Source organism: Pseudoalteromonas sp. B160 (genome assembly GCF_037162485.1).
GTDB lineage: Bacteria > Pseudomonadota > Gammaproteobacteria > Enterobacterales > Alteromonadaceae > Pseudoalteromonas > Pseudoalteromonas rhizosphaerae.
This window is the reverse complement of sequence record NZ_JARLUX010000001.1, coordinates 3814060-3834943: the sequence shown is the minus strand read 5'-3', so window position 1 is coordinate 3834943 and position 20884 is coordinate 3814060. Positions and strand designations below refer to the sequence as shown.

Sequence of the window (20884 nt, the reverse complement as noted above, 5' to 3'; positions counted from 1 at the left end):
GGAGCGCGAAATGTCAAACCCAAGTATTGAATTAACCATTGAAGGTCACGTAGCGATTTTAACCATGTCTAATCCGCCAGCGAATACCTGGACTAAAGACACGTTAATTGCCTTAAAAAATATGGTAAATGAGCTCAATGACAATAAAAATGTTTACTCCTTAGTGATCACCGGTGAAGGTGAAAAATTCTTCAGTGCTGGTGCTGATTTAAATGTATTTGCTGGTGGCGATAAAGGCGTAGCAGCGACTATGTCGCAAGTATTTGGTGACGCATTTGAAGCATTAACTGCATTTAGAGGTGTATCCATTGCCGCGATCAATGGCTATGCCATGGGTGGTGGTCTAGAAGTGGCGTTAGCATGTGATATTCGCATTGCAGAAGAGCAAGCACAAATGGCACTACCAGAAGCCAAAGTAGGTTTACTACCGTGTGCGGGTGGCACGCAAAACCTAGCATGGTTAGTTGGTGAAGGCTGGGCTAAACGTATGATCTTATGTGGTGAGCGTCTAAAAGCAGATAAAGCCCTACAAATCGGCTTAGTTGAAGAAGTGGTACCACAAGGCGAAAGTCTTGCTGTGGCACTTAAATTAGCTACTCAAGTGGCAGATCAAAGTCCTGTTGCTGTTAGTGCCTGTAAAACCCTAATCCAAAAGGGCCGCACTCAGCCAATGGCGCATGTATTACCGCTTGAACGTGAGTTATTTGTTGGTTTGTTTGATACACAAGATCAACAAGAAGGGGTGAATGCCTTCCTAGAAAAACGCAAAGCAAATTGGGTGAATGGCTAATGATTGAGTTAACGCAATTAAATTCACCAGATGCGCCCGTGGTGTTTGAAACTGCGAGCGCTGCAAACGGTTCACTCATTGGTTTTGCCACGCTCAACTCCCCTAAATCGTTAAATGCACTTAATTTTGAGATGATCAAATTATTAGCGCCGCAACTTAACGCATGGGCGGCTGACAGTAATGTTGCGATGGTGATACTTAAAGGGGCAGGGGATAAAGCATTTTGTGCCGGTGGTGATGTAGTCAGCCTACATAATGCTATGAACAGTGGTGAACCGGCAAATCTAATAGAAGATTACTTTGCTCACGAGTATCGCCTTGACCACCTCATTCATTGTTATGATAAACCGATCCTTGTTTGGGGTAATGGTATTGTGATGGGCGGCGGTTTAGGCTTAATGGCCGGAGCGAGTCATCGTGTGGTAACTGAGAACTCACGTATAGCTATGCCTGAGCTAACAATTGGTTTATACCCAGATGTAGGCGGCAGTTATTTTCTACATAAAATGCCTGAATATGTTGGCTTATTTTTGGGGTTAACTGCAGCGTCTATTAATTGTGACGATGCAATGTATGTGGCATTAGCTGATCACTACCTCAAGGCGGATAAATACGACACTCTGATTGAGCAATTGTGCAGCATTAAGTGGGGTAAAACGGCTTCATTGAATCACGAGAAGCTGACCAGTTTACTTACCGAACTTGATAATGTTTCTGGGCGAATGCCAAAAGGCAATGTAAAGGCGCATTTAGCCACCATTCAACAATTGGGTGAATTTACTGATCTACGCGATAAAGTAAATTATATCTTAAATCTAGAAACTGACGATACGTGGCTTATCCGAGCACAAAAAGCATTAAAGCATGGTTGCCCGCTCAGTTGCGCCTTAGTTGAGCGTCAACTTGCCAGTTCAAAAGGAAAAAGTTTAGGCGAATGCTTTCAAATGGAACTGGGTATGTCGGTTCGCTGTGGTGAAGTCGGTGAGTTTCAAGAAGGTATTCGTGCGTTACTGATTGATAAAGACGGCGCGCCTAATTGGCAGTATAAAACGCTTGAACAGATCCCAGATGAATTAGTCGAGAGTTTTTTTGTTCAACGTTGGGATCACGACTCACATCCACTAAAACAACTTACACAAGGATAATGTTATGTCACTTTCTATTGGTTTTATTGGTTTAGGTAACATGGGTGGCCCAATGGCTGCCAACTTAGTTAAAGCGGGTCATCAGGTTAAGGTGTTTGATTTAAACCGATCGGTCGTAAATCTACTTGCTGAAAATGGCGCGATCGCCGCGGATGATGCTAAACATTGTGCAACGGATGTTGATGTATTGATCAGCATGCTACCGGCCAGTAAGCACGTTAAGTCACTTTATTTAGGTGATACCGGACTTGTACATATTTTAGCAAAGTCAACGTTAGTAATTGATTGTTCAACGATTGATGCAGCATCAGCACGCGACGTAGGCGCTGAGCTTAGTGAGCATGGTATCGACTTTGTTGACGCGCCGGTATCCGGTGGTGTTGCCGGTGCAACGGCAGGTACACTGACCTTTATCGTCGGTGGTGGCGATGAGCAATTTGCTAAGGCCCAACCGGTGCTTGCTGATATGGGTAAAAATATCTTTCATGCAGGTGATATTGGCGCAGGACAAGTCGCAAAAATTTGTAATAACATGCTATTGAGTATTTTAATGGCGGGAACCAGTGAAGCAATTCAAATGGGTATAAATAATGGCCTTGACGCAAAAGTGCTGAGCGACATTATGACCGCCAGCTCTGGTCGTAACTGGACCCTTGAGCTTTACAATCCTTGCCCAGGTGTGATGGCCACAGCCCAGGCTAGTAATGATTATAAACCAGGCTTTATGGTTGATTTAATGGCTAAAGACCTAGGTCTTGCGATGGAAGCCGCGCAGCAAAGTAATTCAGTAACCCCGATGGGGTCAATGGCTAAAAACCTTTATACCATGTTGCAACACCAAGGTGCGGGCAGCGAAGACTTTAGCGCCATATTTAAATTATTCTCGAAGGAGTAACAGGTGGAAATTAAAAATAATACCGTGGTGATCACCGGTGGCGCGCAAGGCTTAGGATTTGCAATGGCGCATAAACTTGCGTCGCTTGGTGCTAATATTGCGTTAATTGATATGCAACAAGCGTTGTTAGATGATGCAGTTGCTGAGCTTAGCCAACATGGTGTAACTGTAAAAGCCTATGTTGCCAATGTGACTGATGAAGATGCGGTGGTAAATACATTTAATACCATCAATACAGATTTTGGTCATATTGGTGTATTGATAAATAATGCCGGTATTTTACGCGATGGTATGTTTATCAAAGCCAAAGAAGGCAAAGTGGTTGCTAAAATGGCCCTTGATCAATTTAAGTCAGTGATTGATGTAAACTTAACCGGCGTGTTTTTAGCGGGGCGTGAAGCTGCGTGCCATATGATTGAATCGGGTAAAGGTGGCGTGATCGTTAATATGTCGAGTGTTGCTCGTGCGGGTAACATTGGTCAAACTAACTACGCTGCATCGAAAGCCGGTGTGGTAGCGATGACCACAGGTTGGGCAAAAGAGCTTGGCCGTTTTGGTATTCGTGTTGGTGCCATTGCCCCAGGGGTTATTCGTACCAATATGACTGACGCCATGAAGCCAGAAGCCAAGCAGCGTATGCTTGCAGTCACGCCAGTAGGGCGCTTTGGTGAGGCAGATGAAATTGCGCATACTGCACAATACATTATCGAAAACGACTTCTTCACCGGTCGCGTGGTTGAGATTGACGGCGGTATTCGTTTGTAAGTAAACCTTTTTTAAGTGTAATAAAACGGCAAGCCTCGGCTTGCTGTTTTTGTTTATAACTTAATTGGTTAATAAAGTAGCATCTTAAGTGGTGCTGTATGCATATACAGTTCTTTTTATTTGTCAGTAATAGCTTAACGAATTGGGCTGTAATTCATTTAGCGCTTCCTATTTTAGTTGTCATAGTTGCGATGAACTTCTACTATTAATTATCTATTTGTTCTTATAATGATAAGCACCTTCAGGGATCAAACATACATGATTGAGATAAACGAACAGATACTGAAAGATATAAATAGAAATTTTATTATTCCTCCTAAACCTGAAATATTAACTGAGTTACAAAATTTAATAGCAACTGGCGATGCGCCTATTGCTGATGCCGCTAAGGTAGTGGTAAAAGATTTAGCAATTTCATCAGCAATACTAAAAATAATAAATTCTCCTGCTTATGGCTTATCCCGTACTGTGGCTGATATAAAACAAGCCGTGATGTTTCTTGGTTGGGACGGAGTCAATGCGCTTGCACAGGGCTTGAAATTAAAAGAAATGTTTGCAACCGATAACAGCTGTATTAGCTTAGAAAGATTTTGGGATACTTCAACCGAGATTGCTAATGTAAACATGATGATAGGTCAGCGTCTTAAAAAACAGATAGCCATAGAGCCCTTGTATACGCTTGGGCTTTTTCATGATTGTGGCGTGCCTCCTATGGCAATAAAATATGATAATTATTTAACCGCTTTACACTGCGCTAATCAAACAGACAAAGAAACTATTATTGAGATTGAAGAGCGTTTATATAAAACAAACCATGCAGTTGTTGGCTATTATTTTGCTAATAGTTGGCATTTACCAAAAGAGATATGTCAGTTAATCCTCAACCACCACAATGCAGCTATTCTTGCTGAGGTGACAGATACAGATGAACAAATCTGCTTTGCTATTTTGAAAATGTCTGAAAACTTAGTGACTATGGTCAGACGAGGCTCGCCTATACCACAGTGGGGTATTATAGAATCAAAAGTCTTAGATGTACTGCATTTGAACGATGATGAGTATTGTGACTTACAAGAGGACGTTATTGATTTTTTAAACAATTTATCATAAACACATTAAGCATTATTTATGGTTAATTAAGGTTTTTTGCTTTCGCCTCAGTCATTGTTTAGTGCCAATGTTAGTCCAGTTTTTAGCACTATATTTCTACTTGCTTGGGCACCTTACTGAGCAGCCTAATAACCTTGAGCCGCTGTTACCCTGGAACATTGAGTAAACTAGGTGTTGTTAGCCATATGCCTACCGTTGAAGCTCGAAAACAAAAGGAATTAACATTGCGCTAGGCAATGACTTAGATTCACAAGGTTTAGTGTCACTGAGAGATATTTGGATCAATATTCATTACGGGACATGACCCGCCCATTGCACTTCATTTTAATAAAAAGTGCATGATGGGTGGTGTGGGGGCTGGAGGTTATAGACCTACGTCTACCCGATTAGGTTAAATTAATCACCGTGCCTCCAGACTGGAAAAGCATATTCTAAGCCTTGTTCTTCATGTAAATCTAATAGTGGATCTAGTGCATCAAGATCTAGTCCTGGCGGTACATCGACTGACATTAAAGAAAACTGGTTGAGAGTCTCAACTTTACAACCTAGTCGTTTAAGCATATCTATGAAAAAAGTGGTATCTATACCATCATTATTCATAACCCAGATAACAGAATGACCTGACTTTTTTACAACTTTAAATTCAAATATATGCTCATTTACTTCATCAGGAGTAGCAGAAAAAATATCGCCATAAGCCAAATCAGGAACAAAGAAAGGGGCATTAACTAACTTATAGTTACCATTAACTCGCTCGCACCAAGCACCTTCAGCACTTACTGGTGGCCAACCGTTTTCGATATCTAAAGCGAACATTACTTTTTTGGCAGACACTGAACTTCCTTTTTCACCTAACGAGCCTGTAGAGTAACTCGTCTTTAATTTATTTTTATTGATGCAGTAACCATAGCGGAGTAACTATTGTGATTCAATTAGTTACTTCGGTTATACGTAAAATATAAAATGGTGTGCTGTCGCTTTAATTGGCGTTTTGCTAAGGAGCAACGGCGATTAAACTGCTTACCCGAGTGGGAAAGGCTAAAAAATAAACATTTCGCTAAACAATGACAACTTAGCTTCATTGAGAGATATTTGGATCAATATTCATTACGGGAGATGAATCGCCTATTGCACTGTTTGTTATTAAATAGCACATGATGCGTGGTGTGGGGGCTGGAGGAGGCCTCCGGCTACCCTATTAGGCATTTTGTCGAATATCTTCAAGGATAACGGCAATCTCATGTATCTCAAGTTGTTCATATATACCCTCCTTTTTCTGCTCTTTCCAAAGCGAGGGGTCTGAGTCATCGAATTTGACACTGAAATGGCCGGAGAAGTTATAAAAATAACATTCAGAGACTTTAAAGTTACCATCTTCGTCTACCTCTTTGTCTATATTATTCAACCTCTGCTGATTGATCATGTCAATTTCATCTTTAGTGGCGTAAGAATCAACAGTACACTTTACTTTGGCTTCAAACGAGACTAAATAAGTTAATTCGGAAATGTTCGTTGCTTCATCAAACTTTTTAATTAAATCTATTACATCCGTTGATATATCACTATATTCACCAACAGCTTCCTCAACGATCATATCGTCGATAATATCAGTAATATCTGAATATTCTATTTCCGAAACTAATTTTCGCCGTATTTCATCCTCATATATTCTAAATAAAGTAAAGAATTTATTGTCACCTTCTAGTGAACTAAAAAATCTGGCATCAAGCCTCAACGGACCAGAACTAAAAAGTTTAGATAAATTATCAAAGCATATAATATTTTCACACTGAATTTCTTCAGTGAATTTTTTATCGCTAGAAATGAATACTACCTTTTCATTCGACTTCAATAGTTCATTTAAAGCACAGAAAATAAATGCATCGGGAATATCATTACGATTTTTTACCTTACTAAAAGGCTTACCACCACTAAAGTAAGCATCCATAACTGTTTTTCCGTGTTCCGGATGTATGGGAATAACTGTGGCATTTGTTTTTTCTTTGAACGAAATCCAGTTATCATTTACTTTTTTCAAAATTCCGTTTATATGGCTTGCTGCAATGCTGATTGTCGAATTGAATTCAAACTTGAACCCTAGAATACTTGGCTCTTCGTAGTACTTATTCAAAGTATTTGTTGCTTTTGCCACCGAGTCATAAGAATTTTGTGCTTCATCCCTTATCCATGATATATATTCTTTCTCTACTATTTCGGACACGTACAAACTGTATAAGTCTGCACGAATATACTTCACCAATTCGTTAAAGAGCGCTGAGTTCAACTTCGGCACTTGCTTCAAAATCGTCGAATCAAGCATTATTGGTATTTTTTTTCCATTCACGGGAACCTGAATTCGTGAGCCTAACGCTTATTGAACACCACTTTGGGGTTTATAACACCTCAAAACGGTACCTATTACATACCTTGATAATTCCACCAATAATTACTTTTGTAAATAAGTAATTAAAATAGCAAAATTCAAGACTTGTTATTTTGCAGTAAAACGGCGGTTAATAATGTCTGATAGCTTCTTTTTAGTTACTTTTAAACCCAATTCTAAAACCGCCCCAGTGTTTGCCATTTACATAAATGGGTACTGATAGGTCATGTAAAATTTCACCGGTATCACGTTTATAGGTTTGCAATAAAAAGCTCTCAGTGTGGCTACCACAGCGGCTGCCGGTGGCATCGTTGAAAATACGTTTAGTGCGGTTATTCACTAAATCTTGTTGGTAATTGCCCGTTAGTGGCTGGCTGTAGCGCTTATTGTGGGTAGGGAAGTAACCTTTTTTGTCTACGGCACCAGCAAAAAGAATTTTGTCATTTTCAAGAATAGGCTCTTGAATTGGCGGTAAAATTTTATCGGTTAAAGTATCGTATGGTGTTGTATATTTTGTCGGGTTAGTATTTTTAATTGCTTGATATTCTTGTGAGAACAACTGCTTTTCAGTTAATTGCTTCGTTTCTAGCAACTCAGTAAATTTTACCGCGATTGCATTGCTTGCCGTTGTTGCTGCCTTGAGTATAGGCTTGAAAAAGGCATTGTGTTCAACTTTACTGAGCTCTCTAAAGATGGTTTCAGATCCTATCGATAACATAGCTGCTTGTGATGAAATTGAGTTACCTTTGGTTGCTATTTCAGCTAGCAAATGGCTGATACTTGATACAGAGGTATTTATTTGTGTGGTTGCTTGTTGAAAAGCAGATACTGCTTGCTGCATGTTTTCTAAGGTTGATGATGAGTCTGTAATATCATGATTTATTGTTAAAAATGCTTGGGTAACATTTTCGAGTTCGGTTTTCACTTCATCACTTTGTAAAGAAACCTGTTTCATATCATCATTTGTTTGCACGCTATTAGTATTGATCTCAGTTAGCATCTGTGCAATTTGTTTAGTGGCTTGATTGGTTTTATTGGCAAGATTACGTACTTCATCGGCAACTACAGCAAAGCCTCTGCCTTGTTCACCCGCTCGTGCTGCTTCTATGGCGGCATTTAATGCCAGTAAATTAGTTTGCTCAGCAATGGTTTGAATAACTTGGGTAATGCTTTGAATATCAGTTGCACTTTTTAATAATAAATCTAACTTACTTGCGACGTTAGTAATTGAGTTAGACAACGAATCAATTTGTTGTGTGGCTATTTGCAAAGCGTTGCTCTGCTGATGTTGATGCCTGAGATGTTTGCAACATTGCTGCATTTACGATGGTGATACTATTAGTGAGTTCACTACTGTTATGGGATAACGCCTGTGTTGCAGCGCTAACCGATTCGCTTTCACTGTAACAACCATCAATTTCTTTAGTTAGGCTATCTACATAGAATCCGACTTCTGCTGCACCAATTGCATTTTGAGAGGTTGCCACTGTGATGTTTTGAGCAACATTGCTGAGTTGGGGCTGTTTATTAATGTCTGACGCAGGGTTTGGTTTTTTGTCAGTTAACTTGGCTGTAAAAGCGAATAGAGCAGTAAAAATTGCAATGATTAGCGCCGCGACTATCGATAGTTGCTCGAGTAATATAGAAAACCAATACTGACAGCGAAGAGTGTATAGCATAGCGATTTTAAATTCATTCCATTGACCTTTGTTGAGTTGTAATTTTCAGTCTTAAATATAAAGCACAGAAAATCAATTAATAAAAGGTCTAATAGGGAAGTCGACTGATTGACTTAGCAAAAAAAAAGCCAACCCTAAGGTTGGCTTTTGCAGTAATCTATTGCAGTAATGAGCATCAACTCATTTTAGTAAGTTGCACTGCCTTTGGTACGAGGGAAGGCGATTACGTCACGTACGTTGCCCATACCCGTTACATAGGCAACTAAACGTTCAAAACCTAGGCCAAAACCTGAGTGTGGTACAGTGCCGTATTTACGTAGGTCGCGATACCAGCTGTAGTCTTCTTTGTTTAAGCCCATTTCTTCTAAACGTGCATCAAGTACATCAAGACGTTCTTCACGTTGTGAACCACCAATGATCTCGCCAATACCTGGTGCTACAACGTCCATTGCAGCAACGGTTTTGCCGTCTTCATTTTGGCGCATGTAGAATGCTTTAATATCACGTGGGTAGTTTTTAATAACCACTGGTGCTTTAAAGTGCTCTTCTGCTAAGTAACGCTCGTGCTCAGATTGTAAATCTACACCCCATTCAACGGCGTATTCAAATTTCTTACCACAGCTTTTAAGAATTTCTACTGCATCAGTGTAATCAACTTGTGCAAAATCTTTCTCAACAAATTCTTCTAGGCGCGTGATAGCTGTTTTCTCAACACGTTGAGCAAAAAATTCCATATCATCACGACGTTCTTCAAGCACCGCTTTGAACACATACTTCAGCATGTTTTCAGCAAGTTTGGCGATATCTTCAAGATCAGCGAACGCAACTTCTGGCTCGACCATCCAAAACTCTGCCAAGTGGCGAGAAGTATTTGAATTCTCTGCACGGAAAGTCGGGCCAAAAGTATAAATTTTTGACATCGCTGAGGCGTAAGTCTCACCATTTAACTGACCTGATACAGTAAGGAATGCTTCTTTACCGAAGAAGTCTTCGCTGTAATCAACATCGCCTTTATCTGTACGTGGCAAGTTTTGCATATCAAGCGTTGATACGCGGAACATTTCGCCTGCACCTTCACAGTCACTTGCGGTGATGATAGGGGTGCTGATCCAGTAATAACCCTGCTCATGGTAGAAACGGTGAATAGCTTGCGCTAAACAGTTACGTACACGTGTTACCGCACCAATCATATTGGTACGTGGGCGAAGGTGAGCGTGCTCACGTAAATACTCAATGCTGTGGCGTTTTGCCGACATTGGGTATGAGTCTGGGTTTTCTACCCAACCAAGTACCTGTACGCTATTTGCTTGAATTTCGAAAGATTGACCTTGGCCTGCTGATTGTACTAAAACACCAGTAACTGACACAGAGCAACCGGCTGTTAGGCTAGTAACTTCATCATAATTATTTAGTGAATTAGGTACTACCGCTTGAATAGGATCAAAACACGAACCGTCATGAACGGCTAAAAATGAAATTCCTGCTTTTGAATCGCGGCGTGTACGGATCCAGCCTTTAATTGTTACTTGGCTGTCTACCGCAACCTTGCCTTTTAATAGCTCTGAAATCGCTAAGTGGCTCATCTTCACTCCAATGATATAAGTTGCCTACATTAATATGTGCGCTATTGCACTTGAACGGTGTATCTTACCTTTGAATGTAAAATAAAAAAACATTCAAAAGTAACTCTTTGCTTATTCTTTTGCATTTTTGTGGTTTTTTGTCGTTTAAAACCTAGAACTTTAATTTTTTGTGATAAGAAACAACTTAGATCAAAATTTAAAGGCGATTTTCACTGCGATAAAAACGGGTTTTGTGGCATTATATGCAATTACGATATTTAAACTAACTTGCTAAACATATAGGTATTATGAAACAAGTCTTTATTTTACGTGGTTTACCAGGGTGTGGTAAGTCTTATTATGCGCAAAACCTAGCCGATGAAATGGTAGCGGGCGATCAAAGCCAATACTTAATTTGTTCGACCGATGATTATTTTTATAATGAGCAAGGGGAGTATCAGTTTGATAAGTTCAAACTGTCGCAATACCACAATTTAAATTTAGCTCGTTTTATAAATGCGTTAGCGCAAGAAATCCCACTTATTATTGTTGATAATACTAACATCAAGAAATGGGAATTTATTGCTTATAGCCAAGCCGCTGTTGCACTAGGCTACCAAGTTAAAGAAGTGATTGTGGGTGAAGTAAAAGACAAATCAATGCAACACCTGTACGCCAAACGTAATAGCCATAACATTCCACTGAAAATGATCAGCAAAATGGCTTATATGTTTGAGTGGTAATAATTACCCAAATTACGATTAGATTGGGTAATTATTTAGGGTCTTGATGATATGCTAATAATGTTTTCCGGCAATTGCGGCGTAAATAGCGTCAGCTAATGTGGTGATATCGCCTGAACAACTAATATACGGTGGCATTAAATAGATAAGCTTACCAAAAGGGCGAATCCATACATTTTTACTAACAAAGAAAGCTTGTATCTTTGCTACATCGATAACAGTATCGAGTTCAACAACACCAATTGCTCCTAACGTTCTTACATCAACAACATGCTCAAGCTCATTACAACGGTGTAATGCTTGCAGCGCATCGTTTAGATGGGCTATTTGTGCTTGCCAGTCTTGCTCAAGTAATAAATCAATACTTGCACAAGCCACAGCGCAGGCCAATGGATTGCCCATAAATGTCGGGCCATGCATTAACACCCCAGCTTCACCTTCGCTGATACCAATGGCAATTTTATCTGTGGTTAATGTTGCAGATAACGTCATCATGCCACCTGTGAGTGCTTTACCTATGCATAAAATATCTGGCTCAATATCAGCATGTTCTACGGCAAATAGCTTACCTGTGCGGCCAAACCCTGTGGCTATTTCATCACAAATTAATAATACACCGTAACGATCGCATAGTTCACGCACGGTTCTTAAATACTCAGGATGATAGAAGTTCATTCCCCCTGCATTTTGTACAATTGGCTCGATGATAAAAGCTGCAACATGCTGATGATGTTCTTCGAAATACTGTGCAAGGTGGTGTGCTTCTTGTTTATTGAACTGTTGTCCAAACTGAGTCTTTGGTGCAGGCACAAATACATGCTCTGGTAAAAAGCCTTGGTATAAAGAGTGCATAGAATTAATAGGATCGCACACACTCATCGCTGCAAACGTATCGCCGTGGTAGCCTTTATAAGGCGTCATTAGTTTTTGTTTGCTGGTTACTCCTTGACTAAGCCAATATTGCAAAGCCATTTTTATGGCTACTTCAACACTTACCGAGCCGCTGTCGGCTAAAAATACTTTTTGCAACTTACTCGGGGTTATTGCAACCAGCTTTTTACAGAGCTCTACTGCTGGCTGGTGGGTTATGCCACCAAACATTACATGGCTCATTTTATCTACTTGCTCAACCACTGCATTTTTCAATACCGGATGACCATAACCATGAATAGCACTCCACCAAGAGGCCATACCATCTATTAGCACTTCGCCGGTGGCAAGGAAAATTCGATTATCGCGAGTGTGGCTAACAGGGTATACAGGCAACGGCTGGATCATTGATGTGTATGGATGCCAAATGTGCTGACGATCAAAATCAAGGTCTATCGTTTGTTTTTTGTTCATATGTAAGCTTTAACTAAGTGGGCTTTGTTGACAATGGTACGGCAATACGTATTCTAAGCCAATAACACCAAGAGCAAAAAATAAAAGAGAGTATTATGGAGCTTGCAACAGTTCGACACGATTGGACCCACAGTGAGGTGAAAGCCTTATTTGAAATGCCATTTAACGATTTATTATTTAAAGCCGCCTCTGTTCATCGCGCTAATTTTAATCCAAACGAAGTACAAATTTCTACGTTGTTATCTATTAAAACCGGTGCATGCCCAGAAGACTGTAAATATTGCCCGCAATCGGGGCATTACAAAACTGATTTAGAACGCGAGCGCCTAATAGAAGTAGAAAAAGTGGTAGAGCAAGCGCGGTTAGCAAAACAAAAAGGCGCCACCCGTTTTTGTATGGGGGCTGCATGGTCAGATCCAAAAGACAGAGACATGCCATACATTTCGCAAATGGTAAAAGAAGTAAAAGCCCTTGGCCTTGAAACCTGTATGACTTTAGGCATGTTAAATAACGAAAAAGCCCATGAACTGCGTGATGCTGGCCTTGATTACTATAACCACAACCTAGACACCTCACCTGAATACTATGAGCAAATTATATCAACTCGGACATTCCAAGATCGTTTAGACACCATTGATAATGTGCGAGACGCTGGTATGAAAGTCTGCTCCGGCGGTATTGTGGGTATGGGTGAGCAAGCAAGCGACCGCTATGGCTTATTAATGCAGTTGGCTAATTTACCCCAGCAGCCCGAAAGCGTGCCAATTAATATGCTAGTAAAGGTAAAAGGAACACCGCTTGAAAACGTTGATGACTTAGATCAGTTTGAGTTTATTCGTACCATAGCCACAGCACGTATTATGATGCCGCATAGCTATGTACGTTTATCGGCAGGGCGCACAGCAATGAACGAACAAATGCAGTCAATGTGCTTTTTTGCAGGTGCTAACTCTATATTTTATGGTGATAAACTATTAACCACAGAAAACCCTGAAGCTGACGCTGATATGAACTTGATCAAAAAGCTCGGTATGAACCCAGAAACACGCCACGATTATTCAGACGAGGCCTATGCTGCATCGTTATCGTCAGCGGTCGCAGATAAAGCAACCTCTGAGATGTTTTACGAAGCGTAAAGCGCTTAGTACTATGGTAATGGTTTGAAGTATCGCGTTGCAGGTTAAAGCATTTATGTCATTTGAATTTATAAACACCCATTTAGATGAACGCAAAGCACAACAGCTCTTGCGTAAACGCTATGTAGTGCAAAGCGCAACAGCGCGCACTATTACGGTTAATGATAAAACCTACCTTAACTTTGCGAGTAACGATTACTTAGGGTTTGGCGATTCGCCGGTGGAGTTAACCAGCGCGCCATTATTAGGTAGCCACAGCTCAGCACTAGTGACGGGTTATCAACAACCACAGCAAGCGCTTGAGCATGCTTTATGTAGTGCTTTGGGTTATGAGGCAGGCATGTTGTTTAATTCGGGCTTTAGTGCAAATAGTAGTGTTATTAAAGCCTTGTTTCAAGATAAAGCGACAGCGCAACACAGTGCTATTTTTCAAGATAAACTCAATCACGCTAGTTTAATTGATGGCGCATTACACGCCAACGCAGCTTTAATACGCTTTAACCATAACGATATAAACCATTTACGCTCACGGCTAGAAAAATCAAAAGCGCGCAATAAGCTCATCGTATCTGAAGGTGTGTTCTCCATGGATGGTGATACCGCGCCAATTAAAGCGCTATTTACCTTAGCAAAGCAGCATAACGCCTGGTTAATGATAGACGACGCCCATGGTTTTGGTGTTTTAGGAAAATCGGGTCTTGGCAGTTGTGAAGCCTTAATTACAGCCGACACCTTGCCCGATATTTTAGTGATCACCTTTGGTAAAGCGGTTGCTAGTAGCGGGGCGTGCGTATTAGGTTCGCGGCATTTTATAGATTACATGCTGCAGTTTAATCGTGATTATACCTACTCAACCGCTATGTCACCGTTTATTGCCGCTCATACTTTGGCACGTATTAAAAGCATAAGAGACGCCAACGACAGGCGAGCCAAATTAAACGCTAATATTGCGCTGTTTAAACGCCTAGCAAAAGAGCAGCACATTGCGTTAATGGAATCAAACACCGCGATTCAACCGATTGTTTTAGGCTGCGCCGAGCAAACGTTAAAAGCCAGTGAGCAACTAAAGCAGCAGGGCATTTGGCTAACGGCTATTCGCCCGCCAACTGTTTTACACAATACCTCGCGTTTGCGTATTACCTTAAGTGCAGCCCACACCCATGACGATATAAAACAGCTCGTTGGTAGTTTACAAAAGGTCATTTCATGATAAGCCCGCAGGCAATTAAAACTAAGCCACTTAGCCCCACTACAGTGTATTTAGCTACTCAGGCTTTAAAAAAAACCACAGCGCATAACTTTTCAAAAGCAGCAAATAGTTACAGCCAGCATGCCAATGTGCAAAAACAAGCGGCAAATGATTTATTTAAACTTATTAGTGCAAACCCTAAAAAGCTCTGTGTTGACCTAGGCGCAGGGCCGCTTGTAAATAGTCAGGCTTTAAAGGCATTATTTGGCCAAGTTGTTGCCATAGATTTAAGTTTTAACATGCTAAAAAGCAGTAATTTAAACACTCCTAAACTGTGCGCCGATATGGATAACTTACCGCTGCAAGCTAACAGTATTGATGTGCTATTTAGTAATTTTGCGCTGCAGTGGTCTGCTAATTTTGAAATCTTAATGCACTCGCTTTACCAAGCATTAAAACCAGGCGGGCAAGCCTATATTAGTACGGTTGTTGCAGGGTCATTAAACGAAATAAAAACCGCCTTTGCAGCGCTTGATTCACATAATCATATTAATCAGTTTGCAAGCCATAATAATATAAACCAATCGGTCGAAAAGGCAGGGTTTAAGATCAACGCCTCAAAAAAAGTCATTTATACCGATCAACACAGCAGTGCATTAGCGGCTATAAAATCGATTAAAGCCATTGGTGCCACCACACAAAACCATGCAACAAGTCGTCGTGGTTTATTAACTAAATCAGCACTAAAAAAGTCTGTGATGCCTATCCGCTTGTAAACAATAAAGCCCATGTATCTTACCATGTAGTATTGTTATCATTAGAAAAAGCCCAGTAAAAATAATAAGGCCATGCCATGAACCAGTTTTTTATTACCGGTACCGATACCGACGCCGGTAAAACTCATGTAACCAGTTTGCTGTTAAAGTTACTCGCACAACATAAAAAGCGCGCAATAGGTTTTAAGCCGATTGCCTCTGGGTGTGAAATGGCGTTTGAGCAGCTCGTAAACGCCGATGCGCTAATGCTAATGGAAAGTGCCACAGTCAGCGCTAAATACGACATAATTAACCCATTTGCATTTGCGCCGCCAATAGCTCCCCACATAGCTGCAGAGCAAGCGGGTATAAACATAACAGTAGAAAAGCTGAGCATGGCTTATCAACATGTTAAGCAACAAGGCGCAGATTACCTGTTAACAGAAGGCGCGGGTGGTTGGGCTTTACCTATTAATAATAACGAGTATTTATACGACTGGGTAAAAGCAGAGCAACTGCCAGTAATATTAGTGGTCGGGATGAAACTAGGCTGTATAAATCATGCATTACTCACGGCAGCACATATGCAAAGTATGGGTGTTAATTGCATTGGCTGGATTGCTAACCAAGTTGATGCCACTATGGATGAATACCAAGCAAACCTAGATTCACTGAAAACACGTTTACCATTTCCACTGCTTGCCATTAGCCCATACACAGAGCAAACCCCTAAATTACAAATTTATAAAACCCTGCTTGAAAAATTATCAATAAATCCATAAATAACCCTTGTGTTGTGACATAGTTTGTCACAGAATAGCGCTGACGTTATGACATAGTGTGTCATAACGCAGTGATTGCTCAAAGCCGATCAAACATAGTAAATCGCTCAGCAATAAATGTTATTTTTGGAGAACTCGTATGAAACGTGTATTTTTGTTTTTATTAACTAACCTCGCGGTTATGTTGGTATTAGGTGTGGTGCTTTCAATCATAATGAGTGCGCTGGGCTTAAGCCATCGTAGCCTTGGCGGAATTTTACTAATTGCGACTGTATTTGGTTTTGGTGGATCGTTTATTTCGTTATTTATGTCGAAATGGATCGCAAAAAAATCAACCGGTGCGCAAGTGATCACCCAACCTCGTACCGAAACCGAACAATGGCTGGTAAACACTGTGGCTGCTCAAGCTAAAAAAGCTGGCATTAACATGCCAGAAGTGGCGATTTACGACAGCCCAGAAATGAACGCCTTTGCAACCGGCCCAAGTAAAAATAATTCGTTGGTGGCGGTAAGTACGGGTTTATTACATAACATGAGCCAAGATCAAGCAGAAGCCGTACTGGCGCACGAAGTATCGCATGTTGCTAATGGCGACATGGTAACGCTAACGCTTATTCAAGGTGTGGTTAATACTTTTGTTATTTTTGCCGCGAAAGTGCTGGCTGGCATTGTAGATAACTTTATCAATAGCGATGAAGAAGAGGGCGGCAGCAGCTGGACTTACTTCTTATTCGATATGTTATTCCAAGTATTATTTGGTGTATTGGCAAGCATAGTGGTTGCCCATTACAGCCGAAAACGTGAATTTGCAGCCGATAACGGCGCAGCTCAGTTGGTAGGCGCAGATAAAATGCGTTCAGCCCTTGAGCGATTAAAGCAAAACCACCCATCGCAATTAGAAGGCTCAATGATGGCCTTTGGTATTGCCAGTGGTAAAGGCATGGCTGAGTTGTTTTCATCTCACCCACCGCTTGACGCACGAATAGACGCACTACGTCGTTAAAAAAATCCAAGTTTTTCACAGTACTTGTAAACAAAAAGCCTGCATTTGCAGGCTTTTTTATTTTTAATGGTTTTTATTGCGATTGAATAATCTCAGTAATGCCCTCCGGCGAGAGTATTTCAATCCAGTAACCGTCTGGGTCTTTAATAAAGGCAAGGCCTTTCATTGAGCCGCCATCTGGCTGTTTTACAAACTCCACATCGTACTTAGCAAAGCGCTCGCACGCTGCATATACATCAGGCACACTAATACCAATATGGCCAAAGCCTTTTGGTTCTTCATTACCACTATGATAACCGCTAAAGCTGTCGTCGTTTTCAGTGCCCCAGTTATGGGTAAGCTCAATGAGTGCAGGGCGGCGAAACACCCACTGGGTTTTTTCTTTATCATCACCCTTTGGCATGTCTTGTTCGTAGCCTAAAAAGTACAAAGTAAACTCCATACCAGGAAAGTCATACTTTCCTAATAGTTTCATGCCCAATACGTTTTCATAAAATGCCAGCGACGGTTTTGGATCTTTAATACGCAACATAGTTTGCTGCATCACATAGCCTTCAGTGGCCTGTGCAATTTGCTCTGGAGATTCATTATAGCTAGACATGAGATAATCCTTAATAAAATGACTGAAAAAACCTTAATGGATTTAAAAAGGCAGGGTGTGCGCTCATCATAATCAACAGCAGCACAAATTAAAACCACCGAGCTAAATTACCAGCCAGTGAGCTGAATGTTTTATAAGCAAAAAAATGGCATATTTAGCGATACTGTTTATTTATACAGCTCTTGATGTTTTGTCCAATATTACTGATCACCACCATTTTGGGGTATTTCTGCATTTATGAAGTATGACCTGAAGTTAACTAGCTGTTTACAGGTGTTTATTTGAGGGCTAAGATAAATGCAATGTATATATGGACATTTGTCGGTTTATAAAACGACAAATGTCGTAGACAAAGTTGTTAAATGCCTATGAAGAAAATCATCGCTAATATTTTTACCAGCGCCATTTATTCCTCGTTCTTGGGTAGCGTGGTGGTCTTTATTGGTATGGTTGCATCGTTCTTGGCTGGTGGGTGGGATTTTATAGGTGGCGCAATTGGTGGAGCTATACTGTTTTACTTTATTACAGCTATTTTTTCATGCGTTATAGCAACAGTTGTTGCTGGGCCAATTTACGTTGTACTCACTAAATATAAGCTTGCCAACTATTACACGGCATTTTTGCTAGGTCTTACTGTTACATTCTTTTGCTTTGGGTTTTCCACCTCGCTAGAGAATCTATATTGGAATTTGGCCGGTGGTATTACTGGTTTGCTGTTCCACTACCACTATATTAATAAGCCTAGTTGGGTGGGGAGCCCGCATTTAACAAAGCCATCAAATTGACGTCTTTTCCGTCGCTTTTTTGGTGGTTTAACGCTACGCTACCACAAAAAATCAACTACAAAGCCGCAATTTATGGCGGCGTTATGAGCCATATGAATAACTTACTAATTTGTAGCCTGATAATTCTGTTGGTTAGTTGCACAACCATAAAAAATGTTTCAGATAGTTCTCAATTTGAAGGTGACATAGGCATAAAGTATTTAGAAAATAACGCTTTCATTTGCACTGTTGATAATAATGCAATGTTTACGAAAGGCTTACCCGTTAACGAGCTATATGAAAACCATGGTTTCAAATCCTGTCCTCGCGGAATGGATGTTGCGTCCCTTCTAAAGGGGGCTGAAATTAAAGTTTCAGAGGCTTCTCATAGCTCACACTTCGGTTTAGTGTCTTATACAGATCATTGGTATTTTGTTGGTTCCGCCGACATTGGCGGTAAAATGGTGAGTTTTTATTACTACTTAGGGTTAACTACTGATGGAAAACCTCCTGTGAACTATAAGAATAATTTGTTGTGGCACTAGCAAAAGCTCATAACAAGGCCAGCCAGCATCGCTCCCTACGGTCGCTGGACCTCGTTTCACTCGGCCGCTGCTGGCGGCGTTATATGTATTTTTGAGGTTGTACTATTTGTCGTCGATTATAAGTAAAAACTTCAAGAAGCATTAAAAGCTCAATTCAAAGCTTTTGGATTTAAAAAGAAAGGGGCTTCTTGGGCTTGTGCTGAGGGTGAATTAGCAAAGTGGTTCAACATCCAATGTTCTCGGAACAGCGGTTGTGTTTACTTTAATGTTGGTATCTATTTTCAAGCAACAAAAGAAGTAGACTACCCAAAAGAACTAGATTGCCATTTACGCTTTCGATTTGAGCAGCTGTTAAGTTCTGATGAAGAAATTAGAGATTTTTATAGGCTGTCTGATTTTGAGTCAGGCCTAAATACAGAAGCTAAAATTACAAGATTAACAAATCTTATAGCCTCTAAACTTATTCCATTTTTTAATCAGTATAATAGCGTTACTGATATTTTAAATTCTGACAAAATTAGGCCTCATATGTACTGGAATAACGGTAAAGAGATAGCAATTAAGCTTTGTGCTTAATACATATAACTACAAGGGCTTTAAATTTGACTCCAAAAGCGCTCATATTTTTTGCGGAGCAAAACCAAAGCCAGCTTTTTACGCAATTTAAGCGGGCGTTATATGCAAAATGAATGAATCTAGCATTTATGCCAAATTAGAGTTTTTAAGAGATCAATTTATCAATGGTAAATTGATGCCTTGCGTTGACATTAAATTAGAAATAGATGGTCAAATATTTACCCAAAATGTTTGGCTAGAGCCACATGAATTAGGTAATGTGGTAGTCGTTATGTTGGCAACTAACAAGCTCTTTATTTCTAATAAATATTGTTTAGGTTTAATCCAAGCAAATGACGGGACAAATGAGCTTTTAAGTAATGAACAACTATGGGAAATTGGCATCCCGTAAATTGCATATAACTATAAGCCAATCAAGCGGGACTAAAAATAGTTTGCTCGGTTTCGCTTCGCTACACATTTTAGCCAACCATTTTTTGCCTGTTAATTAGGTGTTATGTTTACAAGGAAAGTTATGTATAAATTATTTATTTTAGTATTTTGTCTAGCTATGGTCGGATGTGCTTCAACTTCATCCTCATATGATGGGATTGAAGGTAGCTCGTTTGAAAATGCAGTTGTTTTTCCTAATGCTAAAAGTAGCTTTGATGGTATACCAATGGAGAATCAATGGCTGCAAGAGAAGTATCCAAACTTTAAAAAAGTAAGTCAATCTATGCTCTCCAACGGCAATGATGTATACGATGCTATAACCATTGAAACATCAAATGGCGAAACTAAAGTGGTCTATTTCAAAATGACTAGTTGGTTTGGTATGTAAGAAACCATATGGGGTCAAATCTTGACTTCAGACATCAAGTTCACACGGCAAACTTATAAGCTGCTTTTAAAATGCCGGTGACTTACAAGCTAATTAATCTCTAAGTTAAATTAAGGAAAAGGATTTTTTGTATTAATTATAAAAGGCATTAAACGTATTTGGTTTTGGTTTACGCTAGTTGTATGCCCATTATTAATTATTTTAGGTGTAGCTACCTTTGCACAGTTGTTAGGGCAGTACATGTATTCTCAGCAATTTAGTTTTTCTTTGCTATCTAGCTTTCAAATTGCGTTTATG

At 40.2% G+C, this 20884-nt stretch carries 21 protein-coding genes and 2 pseudogenes; 16 read left to right on the top strand and 7 right to left on the bottom strand.

Translation table 11 applies throughout. The features are described from left to right. Positions 1-10 precede the first annotated feature (10 nt). The 5 genes from P4S61_RS17915 (at position 11) to P4S61_RS17895 (ending at position 4705) form a co-directional block, all read left to right on the top strand. Positions 11-790 carry an enoyl-CoA hydratase gene (locus P4S61_RS17915; RefSeq protein ID WP_145233284.1) on the top strand — a complete coding sequence of 260 codons (780 nt, stop codon included), beginning with the start codon at positions 11-13 and terminating at the stop codon, positions 788-790. Beyond that, entirely contained in the window at positions 790-1935 is a 1146-nt protein-coding gene (locus P4S61_RS17910) for an enoyl-CoA hydratase/isomerase family protein (RefSeq protein ID WP_337118794.1), read from the top strand. Before P4S61_RS17915 ends, P4S61_RS17910 begins: the two co-directional genes overlap by 1 nt. A 4-nt stretch (positions 1936-1939) precedes the next feature. After that, positions 1940-2830: a 3-hydroxyisobutyrate dehydrogenase gene (mmsB, locus tag P4S61_RS17905; RefSeq protein WP_337118793.1), complete on the top strand. Its 891-nt coding sequence runs from the start codon at positions 1940-1942 to the stop codon at positions 2828-2830. 3 nt (positions 2831-2833) lie between these two features. Continuing rightward, positions 2834-3595 carry an SDR family oxidoreductase gene (locus tag P4S61_RS17900; protein WP_145233291.1) on the top strand — a complete coding sequence of 254 codons (762 nt, stop codon included), beginning with the start codon at positions 2834-2836 and terminating at the stop codon, positions 3593-3595. Between the two features lie 258 nt (positions 3596-3853). Further along, positions 3854-4705: an HDOD domain-containing protein gene (locus tag P4S61_RS17895; protein WP_337118792.1), complete on the top strand. Its 852-nt coding sequence runs from the start codon at positions 3854-3856 to the stop codon at positions 4703-4705. Between the two features lie 396 nt (positions 4706-5101). Here P4S61_RS17895 and P4S61_RS17890 read toward each other — a convergent pair whose 3' ends face one another. The 5 genes from P4S61_RS17890 to asnS all read right to left on the bottom strand — a co-directional run bounded on the left by P4S61_RS17890 (position 5102) and on the right by asnS (position 10350). Further along, positions 5102-5539, bottom strand: coding sequence for a DUF4265 domain-containing protein (locus P4S61_RS17890; protein WP_182718992.1), 438 nt, complete (start codon positions 5537-5539; stop codon positions 5102-5104). 364 nt (positions 5540-5903) lie between these two features. Continuing rightward, positions 5904-7025 carry a PIN domain-containing protein gene (locus tag P4S61_RS17885; RefSeq protein WP_337118927.1) on the bottom strand — a complete coding sequence of 374 codons (1122 nt, stop codon included), beginning with the start codon at positions 7023-7025 and terminating at the stop codon, positions 5904-5906. A gap of 217 nt (positions 7026-7242) precedes the next feature. Next, entirely contained in the window at positions 7243-8358 is a 1116-nt protein-coding gene (locus P4S61_RS17880; protein WP_337118791.1) for a methyl-accepting chemotaxis protein, read from the bottom strand. After that, a complete protein-coding gene (locus P4S61_RS17875) occupies positions 8333-8767 on the bottom strand; it encodes a hypothetical protein (protein WP_337118790.1) in 435 nt (144 codons plus the stop codon). Before P4S61_RS17875 ends, P4S61_RS17880 begins: the two co-directional genes overlap by 26 nt. A 185-nt stretch (positions 8768-8952) precedes the next feature. Then, positions 8953-10350, bottom strand: coding sequence for an asparagine--tRNA ligase (gene asnS / locus P4S61_RS17870; protein WP_064666209.1), 1398 nt, complete (start codon positions 10348-10350; stop codon positions 8953-8955). 287 nt (positions 10351-10637) lie between these two features. On the opposite strand from asnS, the gene P4S61_RS17865 reads away from it, so the two are divergent. After that, positions 10638-11072, top strand: a complete 435-nt coding sequence (locus tag P4S61_RS17865) for an AAA family ATPase (RefSeq protein WP_145233300.1) — start codon at positions 10638-10640, stop codon at positions 11070-11072. A 54-nt stretch (positions 11073-11126) separates the two neighbouring features. Here the strand turns inward: P4S61_RS17865 and bioA are convergent, their stop codons facing one another. Continuing rightward, positions 11127-12416, bottom strand: a complete 1290-nt coding sequence (gene bioA, locus P4S61_RS17860; protein WP_337118788.1) for an adenosylmethionine--8-amino-7-oxononanoate transaminase — start codon at positions 12414-12416, stop codon at positions 11127-11129. 95 nt (positions 12417-12511) lie between these two features. Here bioA and bioB point away from each other — a divergent pair, with 95 nt between their 5' ends. From bioB to htpX, 5 genes and pseudogenes are all read left to right on the top strand, one after another. Further along, positions 12512-13552 carry a biotin synthase BioB gene (gene bioB / locus P4S61_RS17855; protein ID WP_337118787.1) on the top strand — a complete coding sequence of 347 codons (1041 nt, stop codon included), beginning with the start codon at positions 12512-12514 and terminating at the stop codon, positions 13550-13552. A gap of 55 nt (positions 13553-13607) precedes the next feature. Continuing rightward, positions 13608-14762: an aminotransferase class I/II-fold pyridoxal phosphate-dependent enzyme gene (locus P4S61_RS17850; protein ID WP_337118786.1), complete on the top strand. Its 1155-nt coding sequence runs from the start codon at positions 13608-13610 to the stop codon at positions 14760-14762. Continuing rightward, positions 14759-15576 (top strand): annotated as a pseudogene (locus P4S61_RS17845) (methyltransferase domain-containing protein). Before P4S61_RS17850 ends, P4S61_RS17845 begins: the two are co-directional and overlap by 4 nt. A gap of 18 nt (positions 15577-15594) precedes the next feature. Beyond that, complete coding sequence (bioD, locus tag P4S61_RS17840; RefSeq protein ID WP_064666215.1) at positions 15595-16278, top strand: dethiobiotin synthase; 684 nt, start codon at positions 15595-15597, stop codon at positions 16276-16278. A gap of 139 nt (positions 16279-16417) precedes the next feature. After that, positions 16418-17281, top strand: a complete 864-nt coding sequence (gene htpX, locus P4S61_RS17835) for a protease HtpX (RefSeq protein ID WP_064666216.1) — start codon at positions 16418-16420, stop codon at positions 17279-17281. A 73-nt stretch (positions 17282-17354) separates the two neighbouring features. Here the strand turns inward: htpX and gloA are convergent, their stop codons facing one another. Then, a complete protein-coding gene (gene gloA / locus P4S61_RS17830; RefSeq protein WP_145233310.1) occupies positions 17355-17882 on the bottom strand; it encodes a lactoylglutathione lyase in 528 nt (175 codons plus the stop codon). Positions 17883-18244: 362 nt separating this feature from the next. On the opposite strand from gloA, the gene P4S61_RS17825 reads away from it, so the two are divergent. The 5 genes and pseudogenes from P4S61_RS17825 to P4S61_RS17810 all read left to right on the top strand — a co-directional run bounded on the left by P4S61_RS17825 (position 18245) and on the right by P4S61_RS17810 (position 20587). After that, complete coding sequence (locus tag P4S61_RS17825; protein ID WP_337118785.1) at positions 18245-18667, top strand: hypothetical protein; 423 nt, start codon at positions 18245-18247, stop codon at positions 18665-18667. Further along, positions 18664-19191 carry a hypothetical protein gene (locus P4S61_RS17820; RefSeq protein ID WP_337118784.1) on the top strand — a complete coding sequence of 176 codons (528 nt, stop codon included), beginning with the start codon at positions 18664-18666 and terminating at the stop codon, positions 19189-19191. Before P4S61_RS17825 ends, P4S61_RS17820 begins: the two co-directional genes overlap by 4 nt. A 156-nt stretch (positions 19192-19347) precedes the next feature. Further along, a pseudogene (locus tag P4S61_RS23015) lies at positions 19348-19767 on the top strand (DUF4304 domain-containing protein); the annotation flags it as partial. Positions 19768-19876: 109 nt separating this feature from the next. Beyond that, positions 19877-20158, top strand: coding sequence for a hypothetical protein (locus P4S61_RS17815; protein ID WP_145233317.1), 282 nt, complete (start codon positions 19877-19879; stop codon positions 20156-20158). Between the two features lie 123 nt (positions 20159-20281). Continuing rightward, positions 20282-20587, top strand: a complete 306-nt coding sequence (locus P4S61_RS17810; RefSeq protein ID WP_337118783.1) for a hypothetical protein — start codon at positions 20282-20284, stop codon at positions 20585-20587. The last annotated feature ends 297 nt before the right edge of the window (positions 20588-20884 follow it).